Here is a 24,035-nt window from a genome sequence, read left to right on the forward strand (position 1 = left end):
TCCTGAGGGATTCTCAGGCCACACCCTTCACGAATGCCGTCACGGAGTCGGCGATCATCTGCACAGCGATGGCTGAAAGCAACAGACCGGCGATCCTGGTCACCAGCTCAACCCCGTTCTCGCCCAGCACCCGCTGCACCACGCCCGCGAACCGCATGGCCAGGTACAGGGAGGCCAAAACCACCGCGATGCCCAGCCCAACAGCCAGATACTCCGCCAGCTGGCTGGACTGCTGAACGAACACCATCACGGCGACAATCGCGCCCGGGCCGGCCATGAGCGGCGTTCCCAGCGGCACGAAAGCCACGTTCTTGTATTTGGCAGCATTCTCTTCCCCGCTGGTGGAGCCTGTCAGCAACTGCAGGGCTATGAGCACCAGGAGCAGGCCACCGGCACCCTGCAGTGCTGCCAGTGAGATGTGCATGTAGTTCAGGATGGACTGGCCGAAGATCGCGAACACCACGATCACGCCGGTGGCTACCAGAAGGGCTTGGAATGCCGAACGATTGCGGTCCTTCGCGGAAAGCCGGGCCGTCAACGACATGAAAATCGGCACGGTTCCCGGCGGATCCATGATCACGAACAGGGTGACGATCACGGAGGCGAGCAACTGCAGGTCCATCAGCGGGCCCCCTTCACCGAACCACCGTGGTGCCTGATGCCAACTCCTCTATCCGCGCCAAGACCTCCGGCGACGTCGTATTCTCCCCCAGCAAGTTCGGTTTGCCCGCTCCGTGGTAGTCCGAGGATCCGGTCATCAACAGCCCGTGCTCTGCGGCGAGGCCGCGCAGGAACGCCCTACCCTCCTCAGGGTTGTCCCGATGCTCCACTTCAAGTCCCAGCAATCCGGCGTCGATCATGTCCCGGTAGGTCCGCTCCCCCACGATGCGCCCCCTCGACGAGGCCACGGGATGCGCGAAGACAGGAACACCGCCTGCCGCCCGGACAAGCTCGACGGCGAGGGCCGGGTTGGGTGCATAGTGCTGCACGAAGTAGCGCGAATGAGACGTGAGGATGGAGGTGAAGGCTTCCGTCCGGTCCGCAACAACTCCCGCCGCCACCAGGGCATCAGCGATGTGCGGGCGCCCCACAGTCGCGCCCGGCGCCACGTGGTGGATGACGTCGTCCCACGTCAGCGGGTAATCCTCGGACAACAACGTCACCATATGTTCGGCCCGGGACAGCCGGGCATCCTTGGACTTCGTAATTTCCTCGAGCAGTCCCTCGTGCGCGGGGTCGTGAAGGTAGCTGAGGAGGTGGACGCTGATCCCTTCCTCGGTCCGGCAGGAAATCTCCATGCCGGGAACGAACGCAACGCCATGTTCCCTGGCAGCGGCCGACGCAGATTCCCACCCGTCCGTTGAGTCGTGGTCCGTCAGGGCTACGGCGTCGAGACCGGCGGCCACGGCGGAAACGATCACGCCGGCCGGTGTCTCGGTTCCGTCGGAAACATTGGAGTGCGCATGCAGGTCTATCCTCACTTTCCCAGCCTATGGGATGCGGGGCCGCTTGGAGTGTTGCGCCGTTGGCCTCCTCAAGGAACTGGTGGGACGATGTAACGGTGAACGATGCCGAAAACACCCAAAACATGGACTCCACAAATTCCCAGCCGCTGCAGGAGCGCGTCAACAACCGCTCACAGCGGCCCACGTCCGATGCCTTCAAGGCATTCATGGCCAGCAACTGGGCGCCGGCCCCGCAGGTGACCCCTGCGCGGGACGCCGTTGCAGACCACGCTGCACGCCGCCGTCGTACCATCTCCGAACTGTTCAAAGGCGAACGGCTTGTCATCCCGGCCGGACCGCTGAAGGTCCGCTCGAATGACTGCGACTACCGATTCCGCCCCCACTCCGGTTTCGCTCACCTGACCGGCCTGGGCGTGGACCACGAGCCGGACGCCGTCCTCATCCTTGAGCCGGTAGCCGAAGGAAAGGGCGACGACGGCGGTCACCACACTGCCACGCTCTACTTCCGTCCGTTGGCGGGCCGCGACACCGAACAGTTCTACGCCGACTCCCGAGCCGGTGAGTTCTGGATCGGTGCCCGCCCGACGCTTGCCGAGTTCGAAGCACGCCTGGGCCTTCCCGCGGCACACATCGCCGAACTCGAAATGGCCATCACCAAGAACGTGGGCGCCCCGGAAATCGGCGGTATCTCCATCCGCCTCGTCCGCAAGGTGGACGAGAACATCGACGCCCTGGTGGATACTGCCCGTTACAACACGGCGAAGGATCCCGAAAACCTGGACCTCGGCGAACTGGATGCCTTGGACGAGAAGCTCAGCGAAGCCCTCTCCGAGCTGCGCCTCATCAAGGACGAATGGGAAATCGAGCAGATGAAGATCGCGGTGGCAGCCACCGTCGAAGGCTTCGCCGACGTCGTCCGCGCACTTCCCCGCGCCCTCACGCACAAGCGCGGCGAGCGCGTTGTTGAAGGTGCTTTCTTCGCCCGTGCCCGCGAAGAAGGCAACGAACTCGGTTACGACACCATTGCAGCGTCCGGCAACAACGCCACGGTGCTGCACTGGACCCGCAATTCGGGGACCGTGAACGCCGGCGAGCTCCTTCTCCTCGACGCAGGCGTGGAAGCTGATTCGCTGTACACCGCGGATGTCACCCGGACGATGCCGGCCACCGGCACCTTCACCGATGTCCAGCGCAAAGTCTACGAAGCAGTGCTCGATGCCGCCGACGCCGGCTTCGCAGCCGCGCAGCCCGGCGTGAAGTTCCGCGACATCCACACCGCGGCCACCACCGTCCTGGCCGAGCGCCTGGCCGAATGGGGCCTGCTGCCCGTATCCGTCGAGGAAGCCATCAGCCCCGAAGGCCAGCAGCACCGACGCTGGATGCCGCACGGCACCAGCCACCACCTGGGCCTGGATGTCCACGACTGCGCCCAGGCAAAGAGGGAGCTCTACCTCGATGGCGTCCTCACTGAGGGAATGGTCTTCACCATCGAACCGGGCCTTTACTTCAAGGAAGAGGACCTGGCCATCCCGGAGGAATACCGCGGGATCGGTGTCCGGATCGAAGACGACATCCTGATGACCGCCGACGGCCCCGTCAACCTCAGCGCCGCACTGCCGCGCAAGGCTGACGACGTCGAATCCTGGATGGCGGGCATCTATCAGGACGCGCAGGGCTAAAGCCCTTCCAAGACGAAACAAACAGGGAAGGCCACCGGTGATCCGGTGGCCTTCCCTGTTTGTAGGTGCCCTGTTGTTCAGTGCCCTGTTGTTCAGTGCCCTGTCAGTGACTACTCCTTGGTGGAGCCTTCGTGGCCCGACTGCTGCGCGTCGTCCCGGGGTGCATCGTTCTGTCCCTCGGTGACCCTGACTCCGTACTGCGGACGGCCATCGGGCAGATCCGGATAGCGGACAGCTGCCGGCTTTGGGTTCTGCGCAGCCGGGGCAGGACCTGTGGGGGTCCCTTCCGGGTTCCCGGGCTGCCCCTGGGCTGCAGGCTGAGCTGCGTCAGGACCGCGCTGGCCGTAGGGGTCGTTCCACGTGGAGGGGCGCTCCGGGGCTTGGCCCGGCTGCTGGAACGGAGGATTCTGCGGGGTGTAGTTGCTGGTCTGGGCGGTGGCGGCCTGTGACGGATTCATGGGGAGCTGCTGAAGCAAGCGGCGTGCCTCGTGGGCTGCCTCCTGGGCCACAATGACGTCATAGTTCGTGGCCACCACCTGGCTGGTGGAGGTGAAGTCCCGCTTGCCGCGCTGCATGGCATAGGTGACGATGCCGAACAACATGAAGAAGGCCGCACCCATCAGCACTGAGGTAATGATGGAGAACGGACCACCGGCAGGAGTGAAGAAGGAGAGCATGACGCCAACGAACAGGCCGAACCACATTCCGCTCAGCGCACCGGACAACGCCACCCTCGGGTAGCTCAGGCGACCGGTCACCCGCTCCACCATTTTGAGGTCGTTGCCCACGATCGACACCAGCTGAACCGGGAACTGCTGGTCCGCAAGGTAGTCCACCGCCTTCTGGGCATCCAAATAAGAGGTATATGAACCCACGGTGTCGCCTTGGGGGACGCTGCGGGATTCCTCAATGGCTTTGGGGGCACCAAAAATGTTAGACATAGCCCCATTGTGTCCCATGGACATGTGAAGCGGCTGGAATTCAGCTAAAAGAGAGCAGACTCGGTAGCCTGTAAACATGAGCACACATCCTTCTCGCGTCTTCGTGGCGCGCCTTCTGGGCTTGGACGTCTTCGACCCCCTGGGCGATCGTCTGGGCCGGTTGCGGGACGTCGTGGTGCTCTCCCGCGGGACCCGCGGCGCGCCCCACGTCGTCGGCATCGTCGTCGAGGTTCCCGGCAAGAAGCGGGTCTTCGTCCCCATGACGCGCATTACCTCCATCGACCAGACCCAGATCATCTGCACCGGGCTGGTGAACCTGCGGCGCTTCGAGCAGCGTGGTGCCGAAACACTCGTGGTGGCCGAGATGTTCGACCGCAGGGTGACGCTGGCCGATGGCAGTGGCGACGCCACCATTGAAGACATCGCCATGGACCAGCACCGCTCCAAGGACTGGTTCGTGAGCAAGCTGTTCGTACGCCGTGGTCACTCGCTCTCCCCTCTGAGCAGGCTCCGCCGGAACGAGACCCTGATCATCGATTGGGCCGACGCCCAAACCGGGGGCCACAACGAGCCCCAGGCCGCTACCCAGTTCGTCGCCACGCACGAAGACCTCAAACCTGCTGACTTCGCCGAAGCCCTGCAGGAAATGAGCGATAAGCGGCGTTTTGAAGTCGCCAGTGAACTCCAGGACGAGCGGCTCGCCGACGTCCTCCAGGAGCTCCCGGAAGACGACCAGGTCACCATCCTCTCTGCGCTGGACGTGGAGCGGGCGGCCGACGTCCTTGAAGAGATGGACCCGGACGACGCCGCCGACCTCCTTGCCGAGCTCCCTTCCGCCCAGGCAGAAGAGCTGCTGCAGCTGATGGAACCCCAGGAAGCCGAAGACGTGCGCCGCCTCCTGGAATACGACGAAGACACCGCCGGTGGTTTGATGACCCCTGTTCCGGTCATCCTCCCCCCGGAAGCCACCGTGGCCGAAGCTCTTGCGCACGTCCGCCGCGAGGAATTGTCGCCGGCGCTGGCCTCCTCCATTTTCATTGCACGCCCGCCCCTGGAGACGCCCACCGGACGGTTCCTCGGTGTGGTGCATATACAGCAACTGCTGCGGTTCCCCCCGCCGGAGCCCCTGGGCAACCTCGTGGACAAGAACCTGGAACCTCTTTCGGACCAGGCCCACATCAGCGAGGTCGCCCGGACACTGGCAACGTACAACCTGAATTCGCTTCCAGTCGTAGACGACGACGGCCGCCTCGTGGGGGCGGTGACTGTTGATGACGTGCTGGATCACTTGTTACCGGATGATTGGCGCGCCCACGAGGACGATGCCCCGATAAGGAAACTTGGAGGCCGCATTGGCTGACAACAACGGCACCCGATCCCCCCGTGGCACGGCACGCCCGGGCAGCAGCCTGGATACGCCACTGAGTGGCCGTCAACGGATCCTCCCCAAGTTCTCCCCCAATCCTGACGCCTTCGGCAATGCAACAGAGGGTTTTGCCCGATTCATGGGTACGCCAACATTCCTGGTGTACATGACCGTGTTTTGTGTGTTCTGGCTCGCTTGGAACTCGTTTGCGCCCACGGAGTGGCAATTCGACCGCATGGAGTTGGGCTTCACCCTGCTGACCCTGATGTTGTCGCTGCAGGCCTCCTATGCCGCACCACTGCTCCTGCTGGCCCAGAACCGGCAGGATGACCGCGACCGTGTCTCGCTCCAGCAGGACCGCCAGCGCGCTGAACGGAACCTCTCCGACACCGAGTACCTCACAAGGGAACTTGCCTCACTCCGCATCGCCTTGCGCGAGGTAGCCACCCGCGACTACGTCCGGGCCGAGCTCCGCAGCTTGCTTGAGGACATCATCGACGCCCAGGAAGAACTCCGCGAAAGCGAAGCCTCCGCTGACGGCACGGAGTCACCCGGGGAGAAGGTCAAGGAGAAACTGAAGGAGAAACGGGACAAGTCCCGTGGCCCCCGCACCCAGCAGATCCCCAAGGTACGGCCTCCGCGGGCCGCCGGACCCCAGCATTCCACCGCCAAGCCATCCCCAGACACCCCTGAAAGCCGGGCCTGAACGTTATGAGCACCGCAACTGCCGAGGCGCTGCACGCTGCCCTGGCAACGGTTATTGATCCCGAGCTCCGGCGCCCCATCACGGAACTGGGAATGCTGGAATCAGTCTCTTCCGACGACGACGGGATGGTCCATGTTGCCGTCCTGCTGACGATTGCCGGATGCCCGCTGCGCGAAACCATCACCCAGGACGCGACCGACGCCCTGATGGGGGTGGATGGTGTTACCGGCGTAGACGTGGAACTGAAAGTCATGACTCCGGCCCAGCGTGAAGCCCTCAAGGAAAAGCTCCGCGGCCCGGGTGGCCAGCGCGGCATTCCGTTCGCCAAACCGGGTTCGTTGACCAAGGTGTACGCCGTGGCAAGTGGAAAAGGCGGGGTGGGCAAGTCCTCCGTCACCGTCAATCTTGCCTGTGCCCTGGCGGCCCAGGGCCTCCGGGTGGGAGTTGTGGACGCGGACGTCCATGGCTTCTCCGTGCCGGCCCTGATGGGTATCACCCAGAAGCCCACACAGGTGGATGACATGATCCTGCCTCCCGTGGCCTTCGGCGTGAAGGTCATCTCGATCGGCATGTTCGTCGAAGGCAACCAGCCTGTGGCCTGGCGTGGTCCCATGCTGCACCGCGCCCTGGAACAGTTCCTCACCGACGTGTACTTCGGTGATCTCGATGCACTCTTCCTCGATTTGCCTCCGGGCACGGGCGATATCGCAATCTCTGTGGCACAGCTGCTGCCGAACGCGGAGATCCTGGTGGTCACCACGCCCCAGGCAGCGGCAGCCGATGTCGCCGAACGCGCCGGAACCATCGCCACGCAGACCGGGCAGAAAGTGGCCGGCGTGATCGAGAACATGTCGTTCCTGGAAATGCCCGACGGCGGTCGCATGGAACTGTTTGGAAGCGGCGGAGGCACCATCCTGGCTGAGAGATTGAGCGCAGCCGTAGGCCACGACGTTCCCTTGCTGGGGCAGATACCGTTGGATATCCGTTTGCGCGAGGGTGGGGACGCAGGGAAGCCCGTCGTGCTGGCAGCGCCCGATACTGCCGCTGCCAAGGCCATGGAAGGAATTGCTGCGGCCCTGGCCTCCCGGCCACGCGGGTTGTCGGGCATGTCGTTGGGAATCGAGCCCCGCTAGGATCTGTGGGCAGCACGCATCACCACAGTGGCCCACGGGAAGCGGGGCAGGCTACTGCCTTAGGTTGCCTCAGTGTCGAAAGGAGCGGCTTCGCCTTCGGCGAGCCTCTCGATGACCCTTACAGGAGCCTTGGGTTTGGCCTCTTCGGCAATAGCGGAAGCAGCGGTGGCCGCGGCTGCCGGTCCTCCGGCGCTGACCGGTTTGGTGTCATCGTCCAGCAGGGCATCCTTGATGATGCGCCGGGGATCGTACTGACGGGGATCGTACTTCTTCCAGTCGACTTCATCGATGTCGATGCCGACTTCTTCTTTGATCTGCTCGCGGGCGCCGGAAGCCATCCGCCGCACTTCTTTGACCAGATTGGCCAACTTTTGAGTGTATTCGGGCAAACGGCTGGGACCGATGACGAGTACGCCGATAATCAGAAGGAGTATGAACTCCGGGCCGTTGATTCCAAGCACGCTACGAAGATTACCTTGTCTGTGGTGCCGCTCATAAACCAGCGGGGCGAAGAAGGGTCTGAAGACCGCGAAGCAGCCTGGGGTACCAAGTCTCCGAGCCCCTTAAGCGGGGAGCCTCCGATACGGAATCACCGGCCCGGACTATCTCCGGGACAGCGTCATCAGCGCTCTCTGCCGGAAGGTCGGAAGCATAGCTGATCACTGCTGCCTGCGTGGAGTAGACGGCTTTCCATGGGGTTCCTTGCGTGACCGAGAGCTGCGCCGTCGTCGACTGTTCCTGCGGATCCTGCCCCGCAGGCCGGTGCTCCTCCACAATCGTGGCGAAATGACCGTTGTGCTCCAGCCTGATCTCCACGGCCGGATGGCCGTTGACCATGGTGGCTTGCGCGGACACGACGCTGAAGCCCATTCCGGCCAGCTCAGGACATGCCCAACCTTCCCCCCTGAGGGCATCCAGTTGGGCGGAACTGAGGGTAACTGTGCTCCCGGCCCTGAATGCCGGCGCTACGGCGGACTCCATTTGCCCGCCCGTCCACGCCCCGGCGAGTACGCCGGCGTCGTTGGTTTCCACAAAGGCCTGCGGCTGCTCGTCCCCGGCCACGACAAAGGCCGAGGCGGCCAAGGCTGCAGCGGAGACCGTCAAGGTGCCGGCAGCAATGGCCGTGATCCTGAGACCCCGACGGATTCCATTCACCGGCGGGGTTGAGTCCAAGGTCTGCCCGGGATGGTTTGCGAGCCGTTCGGTGTGCTGGATCAACCTCGCTGCGAGGTCATGGCTGGCCTCAGGCACAGCAGCATCACGGAGGCGTTCAATGTACTGCCGTTCCTGGCGCAGCATGGCACGGCACTTCGCACATTCCTGCACATGCTCCGGGCTCCGGGAATGGCGCAGCGAAGCCAACTTTCGCCGGTACGAGGCTCCCGGGCGATGAGGACGTCGGGGCATCGACAACCTAGAGGATACTTGCGATGCGGGGCATCTTCAGGCGCGGCTTCCGGGCCTCGGCCGGACGGGGGTCCCGGTGGGCCAGTTTCTCCCGAAGCATGGTGCGGCCACGGTGGATACGGGACCTCACGGTGCCAAGCTTCACGCCCAAGGCTTCTGCGACCTCGTCATAGGAAAGACCTTCAAGATCGCACAGCACGACGGCGGCGCGGAAGTCGGGCGGGAGTTCCTCCAGTGCCCGCTGGACGTCGAGGTCGAGGTTGTTGTGTTCGAAGCTCTGTTCGGGGCCCGGCTCACGTCCGGGCAGCCGTGATTCCGCGTCCTCGGCAAGCGCGTCGAAGCGGATCCGGCTCTTGCGGCGGGCCTGGTCAAGGAACAGGTTGGTGGTGATGCGGTGCAGCCAACCATCCAGTGTTCCGGGCTTGAAGTTTTCGAGCGAGCGGAAGACCCTCACGAAGACCTCCTGGGTGAGGTCTTCGGCGTCGAACTTGTTGCCGGTCAGGCGGTAGGCAAGGCGGTACACCTTGGCGGAGTGGTTGGAAACCACTTCCTCCCAGCTGGGCATGACCCAGTCAGTGGCTGCCTCGAGGCCCTCCGATGTCAGGACTGGCGCAGCATTGGATGCCGGCATCGTCCACTCCCCTCAAACTGTGGTTCACCGATTATTCGGTGCCGCCCACCTCTTGGATGACCGGAGCAATATCATCCCAAGTTTGTCTGGGAATTTCCTGACTGGACATAGTTTTTCCCGCAAGGCTGAAAACATGGGCGGACACAGCGCCGGGGCGCTGGGCAACGGCGGTCCAGCGGGGGCAGACACAGTAGTCTGGTACAAACAACCCCTACCCGCGGAAAGCGAATCCCTTCATGAGTGCCGACAAGTCAAGCAGCTGGTCCTACGCAGAAGATCTGCCGGCTGAGGATGACGTCATGTTGCGCGCCCGTGAGCGTTCCTTCGAGTTGGGGGTAACTCCCGTCAGTCCCGGTGTCGGCGCCGTACTGACGGTGCTCGCTGCGGCCTCCAAGGCGCAGACAGTGGTGGAGGTTGGCTCGGGAGCCGGAGTGTCCGGCGTCTGCCTGCTGCGTGGCCTGAGCCCCCAGGCCGTCCTGACCACCATCGACGTTGACGTCGAACACCTCAAGGCCGCCAGGGAAGCGTTCCTTGAGTCCGGCAGCCCGGCCAACCGCACGCGTACCATCTCAGGACGTGCCGCGGATGTCCTGCCGCGGTTGACCGACTCAGCGTACGACCTCGTGTTCATCGACGCCGACAAGCCGAACTTTCCCAAATATGTGGAGCAGGCGATCCGCTTGCTCAAATCCGGTGGCACGCTTGTCATCAACGACGCCCTGGATAAAGACCGCGTCTCCAATCCGGCTGCGCGGGACGCCACTACCGTGGTGCTGCGCCAGATCGGCAAGGCAATCCGCGACGACGAACGGCTGGCTTCGGCGATGCTGCCCACCGGCGATGGCCTTCTGGTGGCCGTCAAGAAGTAGACGCTTGTGAGGCGCCGGCACCCCGCAAGGCGACCTGCCCGCCCACAGGTTAAACAAAAGCAGGGCTCCAGCTCACGCCGGGCCCTGCTTCGCAACTCTATTCGGTCACACCTACGAGGCATTCCTTGAGGTTTTCCGCTTCGGCGGCATTGAGCTCAACCACAAGCCGTCCGCCACCTTCGAGCGGCACACGCATGATGAGGCTGCGTCCCTCTTTGGTAACTTCCATAGGGCCGTCGCCAGTCCGTGGTTTCATAGCCGCCATTAGGAAAATCCCCTCCATTTGTCCCAAGTCACGCCCAACCCGGCCGGGCTGGATCCGCGTCGCAATTGCAGCCGGCGGCACCGCTTGGTAGGCCGCCATGGCCGGGCACTGTTAGGTGCTTTGTCCTTGCTCTTGGTCCATTATCCCGTACTTACCCGCCCGTAGCGAAATCAACGGCCTATTTGTCCGGGCTTTGTACATATTAGCGTTCGCGGGCAAAGGTCCACGTCAGGGCGGATAGTCGCCTCCTCCGGGCAGCGGGGCCCAAGCCCACAGCCACACCACCCAGACAATTTGGAGGAGGACGAACATCACCACTGCCGTCCCCCGGTATGCCTTCGACTTTGACAGCGCAGCTGCCGCCAGGGCCAGGGGGAACAGTGGCAGGAGCATCCGGAAGGTGCTGGTCTGTGGGTGCAGGAAGACCAGGAGGTAGCCCATATAGCAGGCACACCATAGCCGTAGTTCCGTCCCCAGCGCCCGCACCGGAGCGGACACCATGACCAGCACAAACAGACCGGCGAAAACAAAGGGCGCCAGGACCCCAAGCACGGGACCGAACAGCATCCGGCCGGTGTCGAACCACGGCTTGAAAGGCACAAGATCGTGTCCCCGCCATGCCGTTTCCGTCCGCGTATAGGCTGCCGGGTCGCCGGTCGCCGCCCAGGCTATGGCCGGCCACGCGAGGGCGCCTATCCCCGTTGCCACCACCAACGCTGCCAGGGAAACCAGGCTGCGCGTGGAGGAAGCAGTGTCCGTCGATGGCCGCCTGAACCGCTCCCACAAACGCCACAGCAGGAGCAACCCCACCATGGCGGCAAAGGGCACGCCCGTAGGCCTGGACAGGCACATCAGAAGGACCACGGGAATCGCTGTCAGATAGCGGCGCCTGACCACCAGCAGCAATGAAGCCGCTAGCAGCAGCAGATTCAACGATTCCGCATAGGGCACTTGCAGAATAGGCGACACCGGGAACGTAGAGACGAAAACAACGCCCCACAAAGCCGTGCGCTTCCCTGCGAATTCACGGAAGAGCTTGAAGATCACCAGGGCAGCGCCCAGCCCCGAAGCCATCGCGATAACCGTCAGGGCCTGGAGCGTGCCAAGGCCGGTCATGGCGGAGAGGCCTCGTCCCAGGAGCGGGAAAAGAGCGTAGAACGCCCAGGCGTTCTCCTTGACTACCCCGTTGGCATCTACCGGCAGGACCGAGGGATAGCCGTCATCGGCAGCCCGTTGGTACCAGCGTCCGTCCCAGATCGTGATGAAGTTCCAGTAGTCGGGGGCCGGTGGGAACCATGGGTTGGTTCCCTGCTGGAGCGCGGCCGCCATGAAGATGCAGGCACTGACCAGGCGGGCAGCCACAAAGATCAGCGATACCTGCAACCACCAGGGCCAACCGGACATCCTTGCCCCAGCATCTGCCGCGGCCCTGGAGAGCCTCGCAGCGGGTCCTTCGCCGTGCCGGGCCGGCGTCTGGACGGTCACTGCCCGGTACGGCCGGAATCGCCGTCCCCGGGCCGCTCCCGTACGAGCGCGCTGAGCCTCTCGATTTCGAGGTCCTTGGCCCGCAGCTGGTCGCGAAGGTCATCGAGGACCTGGTCCACCTGGTCCATACGGTAGCCGCGCAATCCCAGCGCGAACCGCAGGGAGTCGACGTCGGACGGCCGCGCCTCGGCCGGTAACAGCACCGGGGGCAGGTTGGGAACGGGATCATCGAGGCCCGTACCGATCGTGCGCCCACGGACGATTCCGGCGCCGAGGTACAGCGCCGCACCAACCAGGACAATCGCGAGAAACACCAGGAAAAAGCTCACAGTGTCCATCGTGCCAGAAACACGCTGCTACTCGGGGCGCTGCTCGCCCGTAGGTGTGGGAAGCGGGGCACCGTGAAGCACCCGGTGAACGGCATCGGCCGGGTCGTCGACCAACTGGATCAGGTCGAGGTCCTTTTCGGACACCATGCCCTCTGCCACCAAGGTCTCCCGGATCCATTCGATCATGGGTCCCCAGAACCGAACACCCAGGAGGACAATCGGGAACGAGGTCACTTTGCGGGTCTGGACGAGGACCATGGCTTCAAAGAGTTCGTCGAGGGTTCCGAGTCCGCCGGGCAGCACCACAAAGCCCTGCGCATATTTGACGAACATCGTCTTCCGGGCGAAGAAGTACCTGAAGTTGATCCCCAGGTCCACCCACTGGTTGAGTCCCTGTTCGAACGGAAGCTCGATACCCAGGCCTACGGAGACTCCGTTGCCCTCGACAGCGCCCTTGTTCGCAGCCTCCATGGAACCGGGACCGCCGCCGGTGATGACTGCGACCCCGGACTCTGCAAGTTTGCGCCCGACATCCACTGCCATCTCGTAGTACTCGGTCCCGGGCTTGGTGCGTGCGGAACCAAAAACACTTACTGCGGGGCCCAGGTCGGCCAGGGCACCGAAACCTTCCACGAACTCGCTTTGGATCCGGAGAACGCGCCAGGGATCGGTATGGATGAACTGTCCGGCACCGCTCGTATCCAGCAAATGCTGGTCCGACATTCCCGTATCCGCCTGTTTGCGCCGAAGCTCCAGAGAGCCTTTGTGCTTGGCGGGCGCAATCTCCGAAGGCAGGGGCACGTGGGTGGTCCTGTCGTGGCCGTTGGCATCCGGGTTGGGAATTGAGTGCTGGCTGATGCTCATTGCCCAAGGCTAGCGCTTATGGACGCCAGCTCCATCGCAGCGACCCGCGGCTTGCATTGCAGTCTGGTATATGGCTGGGGAGGAGGTTTCTGTTCAGTCACGATCTTCAGGAACTTGCCGTGACCGTGGTCATATTTGCTTCTTTGTTCGCTAGATTCTTCGTATGACTACTCAAGCGTCCGGCGATGCCCTCGTCTCCCTGAACGGCGTCAACAAGCACTACGGTCAATTGCACGTCCTGAAAGACATCAACCTCCAGGTCCGGAAGGGCGAGGTCGTGGTTGTTATCGGACCTTCCGGGTCGGGTAAGTCCACGCTGTGCCGTGCGATCAACCGTTTGGAAACGATCGACGACGGCGATATCGCCATCGACGGGAAGAAGCTTCCCGAAGAAGGCAAGGACCTCGCCCACCTGCGGGCCGACGTCGGAATGGTTTTCCAGTCCTTCAACCTGTTCGCCCACAAGACGATTCTTGAGAACGTCACTCTTGGGCCGATCAAGGTCAAGAAGGTCGCCAAGGGCACCGCGGACAAGGAAGCCATGGCCCTCCTTGAGCGTGTAGGTGTCGGGCATCAGGCTCCGAAGCTGCCGGCACAGCTTTCGGGCGGACAGCAGCAGCGTGTGGCCATAGCCCGCGCCCTTGCCATGAAGCCCAAGGTGATGCTGTTCGACGAGCCGACGTCCGCGTTGGACCCCGAAATGATCAATGAAGTCCTGGACGTCATGATCCAGCTGGCCAAGGAAGGCATGACCATGATCGTGGTGACCCACGAGATGGGCTTTGCCCGCAAGGCTGCCGACCGTGTGGTGTTCATGGCCGACGGCCAGATCGTGGAAGACGCAACCCCTGAGGAGTTCTTCACCAACCCGAAGAGCGACCGCGCCAAGGACTTCCTGTCCAAGCTACTGACCCACTAGCTCCTTACAGCCCGCACCCCCGGCCGTAAGGCGGCCATCCAATGAAAGGAACACCATGAAGTCTCTTATTACCCGGAGGAAGTCGCTCCTGGTGGCCGCTTCTGCTGCTCTTGCCCTCACGCTGAGCGCGTGTGGCGGCAGCAGCACCACCACTCCCCCTGTCGCCTCGGCGAGCTTCGAAGCCGGTACCACCATGGAAAAGCTGAACAAGGCACAGAAGATCACCATCGGCACCAAGTTCGACCAGCCGCTCTTCGGCCAGAAGGGCCTGGACGGCAAGCCTGTCGGTTTCGACGTTGAAATGGGCAAGGCAATCGCCGCCAAGCTGGGCATCGCCGCTGACAAGATCGAATGGGTGGAGACCGTGTCGGCCAACCGCGAACCATTCATCGAACAAGGCCGCGTAGACCTTGTCATAGCGACTTACACCATCAATGACTCCCGCAAGGAAAAGGTTTCCTTCGCGGGCCCGTACTACGAAGCCGGCCAGGCTCTCCTGGTAAACAAGGACGACAACTCCATTACCAAGCCAGAGGACGTCAAGGGCAAGAAGGTCTGCTCCGTCACGGGCTCCACCCCTGCCAAAACCATCGTCGACAAGTACGGCGCCGAACTCGTTCCGGCAGCCAACTACACTGCTTGCCTGGAACCGCTCCGCAATAAGCAGGTTGTCGCTGTTACAACGGACAATGTGATCCTTGCGGGCTACGTCGACAAGGAACCGGATGCCTTCAAACTGGCATCCGAAGAAACCTTCACCAAAGAGCCCTACGGCATCGGCCTGAAGAAGGACGACACCGTCTTCCGCAACTGGATCAACGACCAGCTGGAGGAATTCGCCAAGGACGACACGTACAAGAAGGCCTGGGAAGCAACCGCGGGCAAGGTCATCAAGACAGTCCCCGACCTGCCGAAGATCGACCGCTACTAAAAGAACCGGTGGCTGTCGCCGTCCCCTGCCGGGGCGGCGACAGCCTTTCATCTTTAGGATTCAGTCCTTTTTCCGCCACAGACGAAGGAAGCCATGGACGCCATCTTCGAGAGCCTTCCCCAATATTGGGACGGATTTCTCCGAACCCTGTTCCTAGCTGTTGTTTCGGGCGTCATTGCCCTAATCATTGGCACCCTCCTGGCAGCAATGCGCGTGTCGCCCGTTGCCGCCCTGCGCGGTTTCAGCACGTTCTACGTTGAAGTCGCCAGGAACACTCCCCTCACTATTATTTTCTTCTTTTCCGCCATTGTGCTGCCCCGTCTCGGCGTCAAATTTGAACAGTTCGAAGTCGCGGCAATCATTGCTCTCAGCAGCTACACCGCCGCATTTGTCGCAGAAGCCGTGCGCTCGGGCGTCAACAGTGTTCCCGTGGGCCAGGCGGAAGCCGCACGCAGCGTCGGGATGACGTTCACCCAGGTCCTGGGGCTGGTTGTCCTGCCCCAGGCGCTCCGCACCGTTGTACCCCCCTTGATCAACATCATGATCGCGTTGGTCAAGAACTCATCCGTTGCCGGCGCGTTCTTCGTACTCGAACTTTTCGGCTATGGCCTTCAGCTGTCCAATAGCCGGGGCGACGCAGTCATGTGGATCCTGATCGGTGTGGCCTTCTTCTACCTCCTGATCACTGTGCCGCTCGGACTTCTTGCCCACTTCGTCGAGAAAAAGGTGGCGATTGCCCGATGACTTCCGTTCTCTATGACGTACCCGGCCCCAAGGCCAGGCGCATGTCCCTCGTCGCCTCGGTAATTGGCGCGCTCATTATCCTCGGTGGAGTGATCGGCGCCATCGTCATCCTGTCCTCGCAGGGCATCTTCAATGCCTCGCGATGGGAGGTCTTCGTCAACGAATCCGCCAAGGACGTCTGGACGCAGCTGGGCTTGGGTCTGCTGGCCACCCTGCAGGCCGCAGGTGTCGCCGCGGTGATCGCTTTTCCGTTGGGCGTCGCCTTGTGCCTGCTCCGAATATCACTGATTCCGTGGATACGTATTCCCACACAAGTGGTTCTCGAGTTCCTCCGCGGCATGCCGGTGGTTCTCATGATCTTGTTCGTACTGCTGGTGTTTGCCACGAGCCCGTTCGTGGCCGTTGTCAGCGGCCTCGTGTTGTATAATGCAGCCATATTCGCTGAGATCCTGCGAGCCGGCATTCAGTCCCTCCCGAAGGGGCAACGTGAAGCGGGCCTGGCGATTGGTCTTCGCAGCTTTCAATCGCGAATGAGCATCGAGTTTCCGCAGGCTATCCGGCGCATGCTGCCCTCGTTGGTGGCACAGCTGGTAGTTCTCCTTAAGGACACTTCCCTCGGGTACATCGTGGCCTACGAGGAACTCCTGCGTAAGGTGAAGCTCATTTCGGACCTCGAGCCCAGCCTCCTGTTCTCCGCCTTCTTTGTCGGAGCAGCCATCTACATCCTGATAAACCTCTCCGTTTCGCGCTTGGCCATTTGGATCGAACGCCGCGGATCCAGGAAGGCAGCCGGCGGCATGGCCTCCGCCATCAAGACGGTGGATCTCCAAGTCAACGCAGCGGGCACGGACAAGAAGTAGTCTCACGCACCTCGAACTCTCTCAAGAACGAAAAACCCGGGATGCCGATTCTTTCCAGAATCGGCATCCCGGGTTTTTCACGCTGATGAATTGGATATCAGATAGTTACGCACGGCCTCGAGCTTATGCTTTCAGGACCGAGCCCACTGGACACGTAGATATTGATCTGACCGCAATATGTCCCTGCACCATTCATCGGCGCAAGCGGTGTCTTGAACGCCAATGCAACGAGGTCCCACGGCGGCAGCTGGGAAGTCTCGCACTCCCCTGCGAAGAAGGCCCGCAGCCAAACTGGCTGCGGGCCTCCTTCGCGTCATGGGCAGGTTATGCCGACGGCGCCAACCACGTCCTCAGTGCACGGAGGCACTCACGGATGGCGTCGGCGTCGACGTGTTCGTTGTCCTTGTGCGCCAGCAGCGGATCGCCGGGGCCGAAATTCACCGCCGGGATTCCCAGCTCGCTGAACCGCGCGACGTCGGTCCATCCGTATTTGGGTTTCGGCTCGGCGCCCACCGCGGCAACAAAGGAAGCAGCCGCTGGGTGGTTCAGTCCCGGTCGCGCGCCGGCAGCAGCGTCCGTGCGGACGACGTCGAAGCCTTCCAGGAGTTCGCGGACATGGGCCTCGGCCTCATCCGGGGTCTTGTCCGGGGCGAAGCGGTAGTTGATTTCCACCACGCAACGGTCCGGGATCACGTTGCCGGCGGTTCCACCGTTGATCTTCACCGCGTTGAGGCTCTCACGGTAGTCCAGGCCGTCCACGTTGATGGTCCTGGGCTCGTAGGCAGCCAGGCGTTCAAGAATCGGGGCTGCAGCGTGGATGGCGTTGACTCCCATCCAGGCCCGTGCGGAATGGGCCGTCTCACCGAGCGTGGTGGCCTCGAAACGGCTGGTTCCATTGCAGCCGCCTTCCACCGTGCCGTGGGTTGGCTCCAAAAGGATGGCGAAGTCACCCTTCAGCAGGTCTCCGTGGTTGCGGACCAACCTGCCAAGGCCGCTCTTGACCGCTTCCACTTCCTCGTGGTCGTAGAAGACGAAGGTGACGTCCTTGTCCGGCTGCGCTCCGTCGTCGAACAGTGTTGCCGCAAGGGCGAGTTGAACTGCGACGCCGCCCTTCATGTCAGTGGTGCCGCGGCCGTACAGGACACCCTCCCCCGGCGTGCCCGATTCCCAGGTTGCCGGTACAGTGCCGAGCGATCCCTCGACGGTGGGCAGGGGAACGGTGTCCAGGTGGCCGGCAAGGATCACCCGTTCAGCTCGCCCGAGTTCGGTCCGGGCAATAATGGCATCGCCATCGCGGACCACCGTGTAGGCAGGGATGGCGCGAAGGGCAGCCTCCACGGCATCGGCCAGTTCGGTCTCGTTGCCGGAGACGGAGTTGAAGTCGATGATCGCGGCCGTCAGCAGGGCAACATCCTGGCGCAGGTCAAGAAGGGCGGGAGCAGGGTTCAGGGTCACCCGTCCAGCTTAATGCCAACAAATGCGACTTCACCGGCATGAGACGCGTTTCAGCCGACCTCCGCCTGCTGGATAGACTTGGCCCATGACTGAAACTGCTTCCTCCGCTGCGCCCGCAAACGCGCCCACCAACGATCGATCAGCTTACGGATTCGGCCTCGCCACCATAGCCACTTCGGCATCAGGGGAAGCAACCGTTCTGGACGTCTGGTTCCCGGCACCGTCACTGGGCGTTGCCGCAGAGACCCTGCGTGACGTCGACAACGCCGACCCCGCACTCACAGCACTGGCAGAAGAGGGCAAGGACGCCGACCGCGGCACCGAGCAGAAAGTGGTCTTCGCACAGATCGACCTCGACGCCGCCCCCGCGGACACGGCCGACGCCTACCTCCGGCTGCACCTCCTCTCGCACCGCCTGGTCAAGCCGAACAGCATCAACCTGGACGGCATCTTCGGAAAGCTCCCCAACGTGGTCTGGACCAACTTCGGTCCGGCCGCCGTTGACGGTTTCGAGCTGACCCGCGCCCGCCTGCGCAAGCGCGGCAACGTCGTGGTCTACGGCGTGGACAAGTTCCCCCGCATGGTTGACTACGTCGTCCCCACCGGGGTGCGGATCGCCGACGCCGACCGCGTCCGCTTGGGTGCCCACCTTGCCGAGGGCACCACGGTGATGCACGAAGGCTTCGTGAACTTCAACGCCGGAACCCTGGGCACCTCCATGGTGGAAGGCCGCATCTCCGCAGGCGTCGTGGCCGGTGACGGTACAGACGTCGGTGGCGGCGCATCCATCATGGGCACCCTCTCCGGTGGCGGCAAGGAAAAGATCGCCTTGGGTGAGCGTGTTCTCCTTGGTGCCAACTCCGGCGTGGGCATCAGCATCGGAGATGACTCCGTGGTTGAAGCCGGCCTGTACGTCACCGCGGGCACCCGCGTCCGCGTCCCGGGCCCCAAAGACGAAAACGGCGAAGACACCAGCCAGATCATCAAGGCTGTGGAACTCTCCGGCGTCCCCAACTTGCTGTTCCGTCGCAACTCCACCACTGGCGGTGTGGAAGTCCTCCCCCGCAAGGGTCAGACGGTGGAGCTGAACGAAGCGCTTCACGCCAACTAGCAGGAGGATATCCGTGCGCCGGTTCCGCCGCGCCATCGTAGCGGTGCTGGCTCTGGCCCTGGTGGCAGGCGCCATCTACGCGATCGTCGCTGTACTGCAGCGCTCCGAGACCCTGGTCACGGAGCGCTGCACCGCCGTCGTCGGCTCCGAAAGCCACGAGCTCGCCACGGACCAGGCTGCGAATGCTTCGCTCATCACTGCCATCTCGGTCAAACGTGGCCTGCCGCCCAGGGCCGCGAGCATTGCCTTGGCCACTGCCATGCAGGAATCCAGGCTGCGCAACATCAATTACGGTGACGACGCCGGCCCTGATTCCCGCGGCCTGTTCCAGCAGAGGCCCTCACAGGGTTGGGGCACCGAGGCGCAGATCATGGATCCGGTCTATGCCAGCAATGCGTTCTACGACGGCCTGGTCAAGGTGCCCGGCTACGAGACCATGGAAATCACCCAGGCCGCCCAGGCAGTCCAACGCTCGGCCTTTCCCCGCGCCTACGCCCAGCATGAGCCCATGGGCCGGGCCTTCGCATCCGCGCTGACCGGACATTCGGCGTCGTCACTGAACTGCGAACTGCGCATGCCGGAAGCGGCAGGCGACCCTGCCGTCGTCGTGGATGAACTCACGACGGCGTTCGGCACCCAGGCGGCCACCGTCCAGGGCCGCACGATACAACTGGAGCTGACGGGCACCCAAGCCTGGGCTGTAGCCCACTGGGCCGTTGCGAATGCAAAGGCGTTGTCCATCACGCAGGTGGATGTCGCAGGCCAGACCTGGAACCGCGAAAAACGCGATGGTTGGCAAGCTGGCGCTGCATCTTCGGATGCTGTCACCATCACAGTGTCAGCTCCCACCACATGAGTTTTTGTACAGCTAATGCCCTTAAGAGCGCTCCTTAAGGGCATTAGCTGTACAAAAACTCCGTCAGGCGAGCATCTCAACCACGGGCTGGACGTAGCTTCGGAAGGCATCCGGCTGGGACATGAGCCGGTGGCTCATGATCATCGTGTCAGGCTCCAGGTACCACGCCCGGGGCTCGTTGAGCGGCAATTCGATGATGGTGAGGTCGAAATCCCGGGAGCTGCGGCCCACCTCCAACAGCCGGTCTTCCACCATTTCGCTGAGGACCTGGTTCAGGCCGCTTGCCGCTCGTTCGGCTTCAAGCCGGGCGTATTCGTCAATCCTGTCCGTGGCCCATCCCAAGGCCGAGCCGAAATGGGCTTGGAGGACCCTCTGGAGCGCCGGCGAGTTACCGAAAGCCTTGAAACTTGGAGGCTCGAGTTCGGACACCGGCTTGGGGTAGGACTTCACCAGGCTTTCCCACCAGGCTTCCCATTCGGTTTTGAGGGCGTTGATGCCGCCCACGTCGGAGGTGAGATGGCTATGGTCTGCGTGTCGGACTTTGGGGTCCGCGTGGGAGAGGCTCGGCTTTCCCGCGCCGTCCAGGCCGGCAACATCGCGCAAATACAGTGCGATGAGCATCGGTCCGGACGTGTCCATGGTGATGCGCCACCCTTGGCCGTCTGATACGTGCATCCCAAGACCTCCATCAGCAGGATACCGACATCACCCAGTCTATTCCTGATGGGCTGCCCTGTCCCATGCCGATAGCAGGGCTTTGGCGTACCGGCACTAGGACTCCGCTGGCTCCGCCAACGTCTTCAAGTGCGATGCCAGGACGTCACTGCATACCTCGGCCGTCATCCACTCAGGCTGAAGCAAGGCGTGCATACAGAGCCCGTCCAAGGTGGCCAAAAGGCGCTCTGCCTCCGTCACCAGGGTTTGCCTGGCATCGGCCTGGCCGGGGTTCAGAAGCAGGATCAGCCGCCCAATGGCGGCTGCCACGGTCCTGTGGCTCCGCTCAGCTTCCGGGGCGAGGACGGGCTTGATACGGGCGGCATGCCTGAAGGCCATCCAGACACAAGCGTCTACGGCGAGTTCCTCATCCAAAGGCAGGAACTGTCCGAGGAGATTCAGGACGGCTGCGTGGTGTCCCGGACTGCCGGCGACTTCCAGTTCAACGTCGGACAGCGCCGTCTCGAGGCGCCCGGCGATGCGGTCAATGACGACCCCAAAGGAGAAGACCAGTAGTTCGTCGCTGCTGGCAAAGTAATGACGTACCGAGCCCACGGCCAGTCCGGCTTCGTCGGCTACTTCCCGGAGGGATGCCCGTCCCAAGCCATCGCTGGCAATGATCCGGAATACAGCTTGGACGACTTCCTGGCGCCGGGCTTCGGCATCAACAATTTTGGGCACCAGTCGTTTTTAGCACGAACGTGCTTCAACACCGCTCAATACGAAGCGGCGTGGCTCCGATTTCCGATAGCGTAGGGACCATGAAAATTCTTGTCACGGGTGGCACCGGCTACATCGGGTCCCACACCGTCTTGTCCCTTCAGGAAGCCGGCCATGACGTCGTCGTGCTGGATAATCTGGTGAACTCCAGCGAGGAGTCCCTGCGTCGGGTGTCCGAGCTCACCGGCAAGAACGCGGCCTTCCACAAGGTTGACTTGGTGGATGAGCCCGCCGTCGAGGCCGTGTTCGACCAGCACCAGATCGATGCCGTGATCCACTTCGCGGGTCTGAAGGCTGTAGGAGAATCCGTCCAGGAGCCGCTGGCCTACTACTACAACAACATCGTGGGCACCCTCAACCTGCTCCGCGCCATGGACAAGCACAACGTGCGCTCCATCGTCTTCAGCTCGTCGGCCACCGTCTACGGCGAGCACAACCCGATCCCCTACATCGAAAAGATGGAAATCGGCGCCAACAACCCGTACGGCCGCACCAAGGAACAAATCGAGGACATCCTCTCGGACCTCGGCAACGCGGACGACCGCTGGCATATCGCACTGCTGCGCTATTTCAATCCAGTGGGCGCCCACCCGTCCGGCCGCATCGGCGAAGACCCGCAGGGCATTCCGAACAATCTCGTCCCCTTCATCGCCCAGGTAGCGGTTGGACGCCGAGAGAAGCTGATGGTGTTCGGCGGCGACTACGACACCCCGGACGGCACGGCCCAGCGCGACTACATCCACGTGGTGGACCTGGCAGAGGGCCACGTAGCAGCCCTGAACTACATTGCCGACCGTGCCGGCGTCCGGCGCTGGAACCTCGGCTCCGGCCGTGGGTCTTCCGTCCTGGAGGTCCTGCGGTCCTTCGAGAAGGCCGTGGGCCAGCCGATCCCCTATGAGATCACCGGCCGCCGTGCAGGCGACCTCCCCGCCTTCTGGGCCGACGCATCCTCTGCGCTGGCGGACCTCGGATGGTCCACCACCAAGACCGTGGACCAGATGTGTGAAGACCACTGGCGCTGGCAGAAGAACAACCCCTTCGGCTACAACGCTTCCTGAGGCAACGCGGGGTCACTTATGGCCCCCTGGAGGCCCCAACATGGGCCATAAGTGACCCCGCGTTGCTTTTAGGGGCGGGAACAACAACGGCGGCCGTCCCACCTCGCGTGAGGTGGGACGGCCGCCGTCGTTATTGGCCTGAAACTAGTTGGCCGGGTAGTTGCGCTCCGGCTCCCCTGTGTAGAGCTGCCGCGGGCGGCCGATCTTGGTCTGGGGGTCGTTGATCATTTCGCGCCACTGGGCAATCCAGCCCGGGAGGCGTCCAATGGCGAACAGAACGGTGAACATCTTCTCCGGGAAACCCATGGCCTTGTAGATCAGGCCGGTGTAGAAGTCGACGTTCGGGTACAGCTTGCGCTGGATGAAGTAATCGTCGGCCAGGGCCTTCTCTTCGAGGCGCATGGCGATATCCAGCAGTTCGTCGTTGCCGCCGAGCTTGCCCAGGACTTCGTGTGCCGTTGCCTTGATGATCTTGGCGCGGGGATCGTAGTTCTTGTAGACACGGTGTCCGAAGCCCATGAGGCGGACGCCGTCTTCCTTGTTCTTGACCTTCTCCATGTAGTCCTCGGGCTTGATGCCGTCGGCTTGGATCTGGCGGAGCATCTTCAGGACGGCCTCGTTGGCGCCACCGTGGGCGGGTCCGAAGAGGGCGTTGATGCCGGCGGACACCGAAGCAAAGAGGTTCGCGTTGGACGAACCCACCAGGCGGACGGTGGAGGTTGAACAGTTCTGCTCGTGGTCGGCGTGCAGAATGAGCAGGAGGTCCAGCGCCTTGACGACAACCGGGTCCATTTCGTACTGCTCAGCCGGGAGGCCGAAGCTCAGGCGCAGGAAGTTCTCCACGAGGTTCATGGAGTTGTCCGGGTACAGCATGGGCTGGCCGATGGACTTCTTGTGTGCGTAAGCGGCGATGACGGGCAGCTTGGCCATGAGGCGGATGGTGGAAACTTCCACGTGCTCCGCGTTGAAGGGGTCCAGCGAGTCCTGGTAGAACGTGGACAGCGCCGAAACAGCCGAGGAAAGCACCGGCATGGGGTGGGCGTCGCGCGGGAACCCGCCAAAGAAGCCCTTGAGTTCCTCGTGCAGGAGCGTGTGGCGACGGATGCGCTGATCGAACTCTTCCAACTCCGTGGGGGTGGGAAGGTTGCCGTAGATCAGCAGGTAGGAAACTTCGAGGAAGCTCGAGTGCTGCGCGAGCTGCTCAATGGGGTAACCGCGGTACCGCAGGATGCCTGCGTCGCCGTCGATGTATGTGATGGCCGAGGTGGTGGCCGCTGTGTTCATGAAGCCGGGGTCATAGGCAACGGCGCCCGTCTGCTTCAGCAGCTTGGAAACGTCGTAGCCTTCGTTTCCTTCTACAACCTTGATGCGCGGCAGTTCGAGTTCGCCGCCGGCATGGCGCAGTGTCGCGCTGGTGGTCTCAGTCATGGAGTCCCCTTCATGAGGCCTTTGGGCCTCTATCGAACGCTTGTCCAACCACCTTCTGGTGCCGCCGCCTTCGGCCCCGCTGTCGCAGGGCTCCAACG

The 24,035-nt window shown here is 62.9% G+C and carries 26 protein-coding genes; 12 read left to right on the plus strand and 14 right to left on the minus strand.

The features are described from left to right. Nucleotides 1–13 precede the first annotated feature (13 nt). Nucleotides 14–622, minus strand: a complete 609-nt coding sequence (locus tag ACNAOU_RS15250; protein ID WP_064721647.1) for a MarC family protein — start codon at nucleotides 620–622, stop codon at nucleotides 14–16. 13 nt (nucleotides 623–635) lie between these two features. Further along, on the minus strand, nucleotides 636–1,481 hold the full coding sequence (locus ACNAOU_RS15255) for a PHP domain-containing protein (RefSeq protein ID WP_422757178.1): 846 nt from the start codon (nucleotides 1,479–1,481) through the stop codon (nucleotides 636–638). An 80-nt stretch (nucleotides 1,482–1,561) separates the two neighbouring features. On the opposite strand from ACNAOU_RS15255, the gene ACNAOU_RS15260 reads away from it, so the two are divergent. Further along, nucleotides 1,562–3,145, plus strand: coding sequence for an aminopeptidase P family protein (locus ACNAOU_RS15260; RefSeq protein WP_422757179.1), 1,584 nt, complete (start codon nucleotides 1,562–1,564; stop codon nucleotides 3,143–3,145). Nucleotides 3,146–3,255: 110 nt separating this feature from the next. Here ACNAOU_RS15260 and ACNAOU_RS15265 read toward each other — a convergent pair whose 3' ends face one another. Next, nucleotides 3,256–4,086 (minus strand): general stress protein, encoded by an 831-nt coding sequence (locus ACNAOU_RS15265; protein ID WP_354627668.1) that lies wholly within the window; start codon nucleotides 4,084–4,086, stop codon nucleotides 3,256–3,258. Between the two features lie 76 nt (nucleotides 4,087–4,162). Here ACNAOU_RS15265 and ACNAOU_RS15270 point away from each other — a divergent pair, with 76 nt between their 5' ends. From ACNAOU_RS15270 to ACNAOU_RS15280, 3 genes are read left to right on the plus strand one after another with little or no spacing between them, the layout of a single operon-like run. Continuing rightward, nucleotides 4,163–5,446: a magnesium transporter MgtE N-terminal domain-containing protein gene (locus ACNAOU_RS15270; RefSeq protein WP_026266967.1), complete on the plus strand. Its 1,284-nt coding sequence runs from the start codon at nucleotides 4,163–4,165 to the stop codon at nucleotides 5,444–5,446. Continuing rightward, on the plus strand, nucleotides 5,427–6,158 hold the full coding sequence (locus ACNAOU_RS15275; protein ID WP_018776533.1) for a DUF1003 domain-containing protein: 732 nt from the start codon (nucleotides 5,427–5,429) through the stop codon (nucleotides 6,156–6,158). Before ACNAOU_RS15270 ends, ACNAOU_RS15275 begins: the two co-directional genes overlap by 20 nt. 5 nt (nucleotides 6,159–6,163) lie before the next feature. Then, the gene (locus ACNAOU_RS15280; RefSeq protein ID WP_422757180.1) at nucleotides 6,164–7,291 is read left to right on the plus strand and encodes an Mrp/NBP35 family ATP-binding protein; all 1,128 of its coding nucleotides are present in this window, start codon (nucleotides 6,164–6,166) and stop codon (nucleotides 7,289–7,291) included. Nucleotides 7,292–7,350: 59 nt separating this feature from the next. Here the strand turns inward: ACNAOU_RS15280 and ACNAOU_RS15285 are convergent, their stop codons facing one another. The 3 genes from ACNAOU_RS15285 to sigE form a co-directional block, all read right to left on the minus strand. Continuing rightward, the gene (locus ACNAOU_RS15285) at nucleotides 7,351–7,752 is read right to left on the minus strand and encodes a twin-arginine translocation protein subunit TatB (RefSeq protein ID WP_018776535.1); all 402 of its coding nucleotides are present in this window, start codon (nucleotides 7,750–7,752) and stop codon (nucleotides 7,351–7,353) included. A 31-nt stretch (nucleotides 7,753–7,783) separates the two neighbouring features. Continuing rightward, the gene (locus ACNAOU_RS15290) at nucleotides 7,784–8,590 is read right to left on the minus strand and encodes a hypothetical protein (RefSeq protein ID WP_422757182.1); all 807 of its coding nucleotides are present in this window, start codon (nucleotides 8,588–8,590) and stop codon (nucleotides 7,784–7,786) included. Nucleotides 8,591–8,705: 115 nt separating this feature from the next. Continuing rightward, on the minus strand, nucleotides 8,706–9,329 hold the full coding sequence (gene sigE, locus ACNAOU_RS15295; RefSeq protein WP_018776537.1) for an RNA polymerase sigma factor SigE: 624 nt from the start codon (nucleotides 9,327–9,329) through the stop codon (nucleotides 8,706–8,708). A 236-nt stretch (nucleotides 9,330–9,565) separates the two neighbouring features. Between sigE and ACNAOU_RS15300 the strand changes: the two genes are divergently transcribed. Further along, nucleotides 9,566–10,198 (plus strand): O-methyltransferase, encoded by a 633-nt coding sequence (locus ACNAOU_RS15300; RefSeq protein WP_026266969.1) that lies wholly within the window; start codon nucleotides 9,566–9,568, stop codon nucleotides 10,196–10,198. 97 nt (nucleotides 10,199–10,295) lie between these two features. Here ACNAOU_RS15300 and ACNAOU_RS15305 read toward each other — a convergent pair whose 3' ends face one another. From ACNAOU_RS15305 to ACNAOU_RS15320, 4 genes are all read right to left on the minus strand, one after another. Further along, on the minus strand, nucleotides 10,296–10,463 hold the full coding sequence (locus ACNAOU_RS15305; RefSeq protein WP_064721643.1) for a DUF3117 domain-containing protein: 168 nt from the start codon (nucleotides 10,461–10,463) through the stop codon (nucleotides 10,296–10,298). A 228-nt stretch (nucleotides 10,464–10,691) separates the two neighbouring features. After that, nucleotides 10,692–11,867: a hypothetical protein gene (locus ACNAOU_RS15310; protein WP_193589800.1), complete on the minus strand. Its 1,176-nt coding sequence runs from the start codon at nucleotides 11,865–11,867 to the stop codon at nucleotides 10,692–10,694. Between the two features lie 77 nt (nucleotides 11,868–11,944). Further along, nucleotides 11,945–12,286, minus strand: coding sequence for a DivIVA domain-containing protein (locus ACNAOU_RS15315; RefSeq protein WP_018776541.1), 342 nt, complete (start codon nucleotides 12,284–12,286; stop codon nucleotides 11,945–11,947). 18 nt (nucleotides 12,287–12,304) lie between these two features. Beyond that, on the minus strand, nucleotides 12,305–13,141 hold the full coding sequence (locus ACNAOU_RS15320; protein WP_018776542.1) for a TIGR00730 family Rossman fold protein: 837 nt from the start codon (nucleotides 13,139–13,141) through the stop codon (nucleotides 12,305–12,307). Between the two features lie 163 nt (nucleotides 13,142–13,304). Between ACNAOU_RS15320 and ACNAOU_RS15325 the strand changes: the two genes are divergently transcribed. From ACNAOU_RS15325 to ACNAOU_RS15340, 4 genes are all read left to right on the plus strand, one after another. Next, nucleotides 13,305–14,060 (plus strand): amino acid ABC transporter ATP-binding protein, encoded by a 756-nt coding sequence (locus ACNAOU_RS15325; RefSeq protein ID WP_018776543.1) that lies wholly within the window; start codon nucleotides 13,305–13,307, stop codon nucleotides 14,058–14,060. 55 nt (nucleotides 14,061–14,115) lie between these two features. Next, nucleotides 14,116–14,991: a glutamate ABC transporter substrate-binding protein gene (locus ACNAOU_RS15330; RefSeq protein WP_018776544.1), complete on the plus strand. Its 876-nt coding sequence runs from the start codon at nucleotides 14,116–14,118 to the stop codon at nucleotides 14,989–14,991. A 93-nt stretch (nucleotides 14,992–15,084) separates the two neighbouring features. Next, nucleotides 15,085–15,735, plus strand: coding sequence for an amino acid ABC transporter permease (locus tag ACNAOU_RS15335; RefSeq protein ID WP_018776545.1), 651 nt, complete (start codon nucleotides 15,085–15,087; stop codon nucleotides 15,733–15,735). After that, entirely contained in the window at nucleotides 15,732–16,595 is an 864-nt protein-coding gene (locus ACNAOU_RS15340) for an amino acid ABC transporter permease (protein WP_018776546.1), read from the plus strand. Before ACNAOU_RS15335 ends, ACNAOU_RS15340 begins: the two co-directional genes overlap by 4 nt. Nucleotides 16,596–16,919: 324 nt before the next feature. On the opposite strand, the gene dapE is transcribed toward ACNAOU_RS15340, so the two are convergent. Then, complete coding sequence (dapE, locus tag ACNAOU_RS15345) at nucleotides 16,920–18,050, minus strand: succinyl-diaminopimelate desuccinylase (protein WP_018776547.1); 1,131 nt, start codon at nucleotides 18,048–18,050, stop codon at nucleotides 16,920–16,922. 85 nt (nucleotides 18,051–18,135) lie between these two features. Here dapE and dapD point away from each other — a divergent pair, with 85 nt between their 5' ends. Beyond that, nucleotides 18,136–19,161, plus strand: coding sequence for a 2,3,4,5-tetrahydropyridine-2,6-dicarboxylate N-succinyltransferase (gene dapD / locus ACNAOU_RS15350; RefSeq protein ID WP_064721641.1), 1,026 nt, complete (start codon nucleotides 18,136–18,138; stop codon nucleotides 19,159–19,161). A 13-nt stretch (nucleotides 19,162–19,174) separates the two neighbouring features. Further along, complete coding sequence (locus tag ACNAOU_RS15355) at nucleotides 19,175–20,017, plus strand: hypothetical protein (RefSeq protein ID WP_064721640.1); 843 nt, start codon at nucleotides 19,175–19,177, stop codon at nucleotides 20,015–20,017. A gap of 63 nt (nucleotides 20,018–20,080) precedes the next feature. Here ACNAOU_RS15355 and ACNAOU_RS15360 read toward each other — a convergent pair whose 3' ends face one another. Both ACNAOU_RS15360 and ACNAOU_RS15365 read right to left on the minus strand, forming a co-directional pair. After that, nucleotides 20,081–20,692 carry a hypothetical protein gene (locus tag ACNAOU_RS15360; RefSeq protein WP_018776550.1) on the minus strand — a complete coding sequence of 204 codons (612 nt, stop codon included), beginning with the start codon at nucleotides 20,690–20,692 and terminating at the stop codon, nucleotides 20,081–20,083. Between the two features lie 96 nt (nucleotides 20,693–20,788). Then, a complete protein-coding gene (locus ACNAOU_RS15365) occupies nucleotides 20,789–21,412 on the minus strand; it encodes a TetR/AcrR family transcriptional regulator (RefSeq protein WP_422757183.1) in 624 nt (207 codons plus the stop codon). A gap of 80 nt (nucleotides 21,413–21,492) precedes the next feature. On the opposite strand from ACNAOU_RS15365, the gene galE reads away from it, so the two are divergent. Then, on the plus strand, nucleotides 21,493–22,509 hold the full coding sequence (gene galE, locus ACNAOU_RS15370) for a UDP-glucose 4-epimerase GalE (RefSeq protein WP_039242247.1): 1,017 nt from the start codon (nucleotides 21,493–21,495) through the stop codon (nucleotides 22,507–22,509). A gap of 144 nt (nucleotides 22,510–22,653) precedes the next feature. Here the strand turns inward: galE and ACNAOU_RS15375 are convergent, their stop codons facing one another. Next, nucleotides 22,654–23,937: a citrate synthase gene (locus tag ACNAOU_RS15375; RefSeq protein WP_018776553.1), complete on the minus strand. Its 1,284-nt coding sequence runs from the start codon at nucleotides 23,935–23,937 to the stop codon at nucleotides 22,654–22,656. Nucleotides 23,938–24,035 lie beyond the last annotated feature (98 nt).

This window comes from Paenarthrobacter sp. C1 (assembly GCF_049315185.1).
In the GTDB taxonomy this organism is placed as follows: Bacteria; Actinomycetota; Actinomycetes; order Actinomycetales; family Micrococcaceae; genus Arthrobacter; species Arthrobacter nicotinovorans.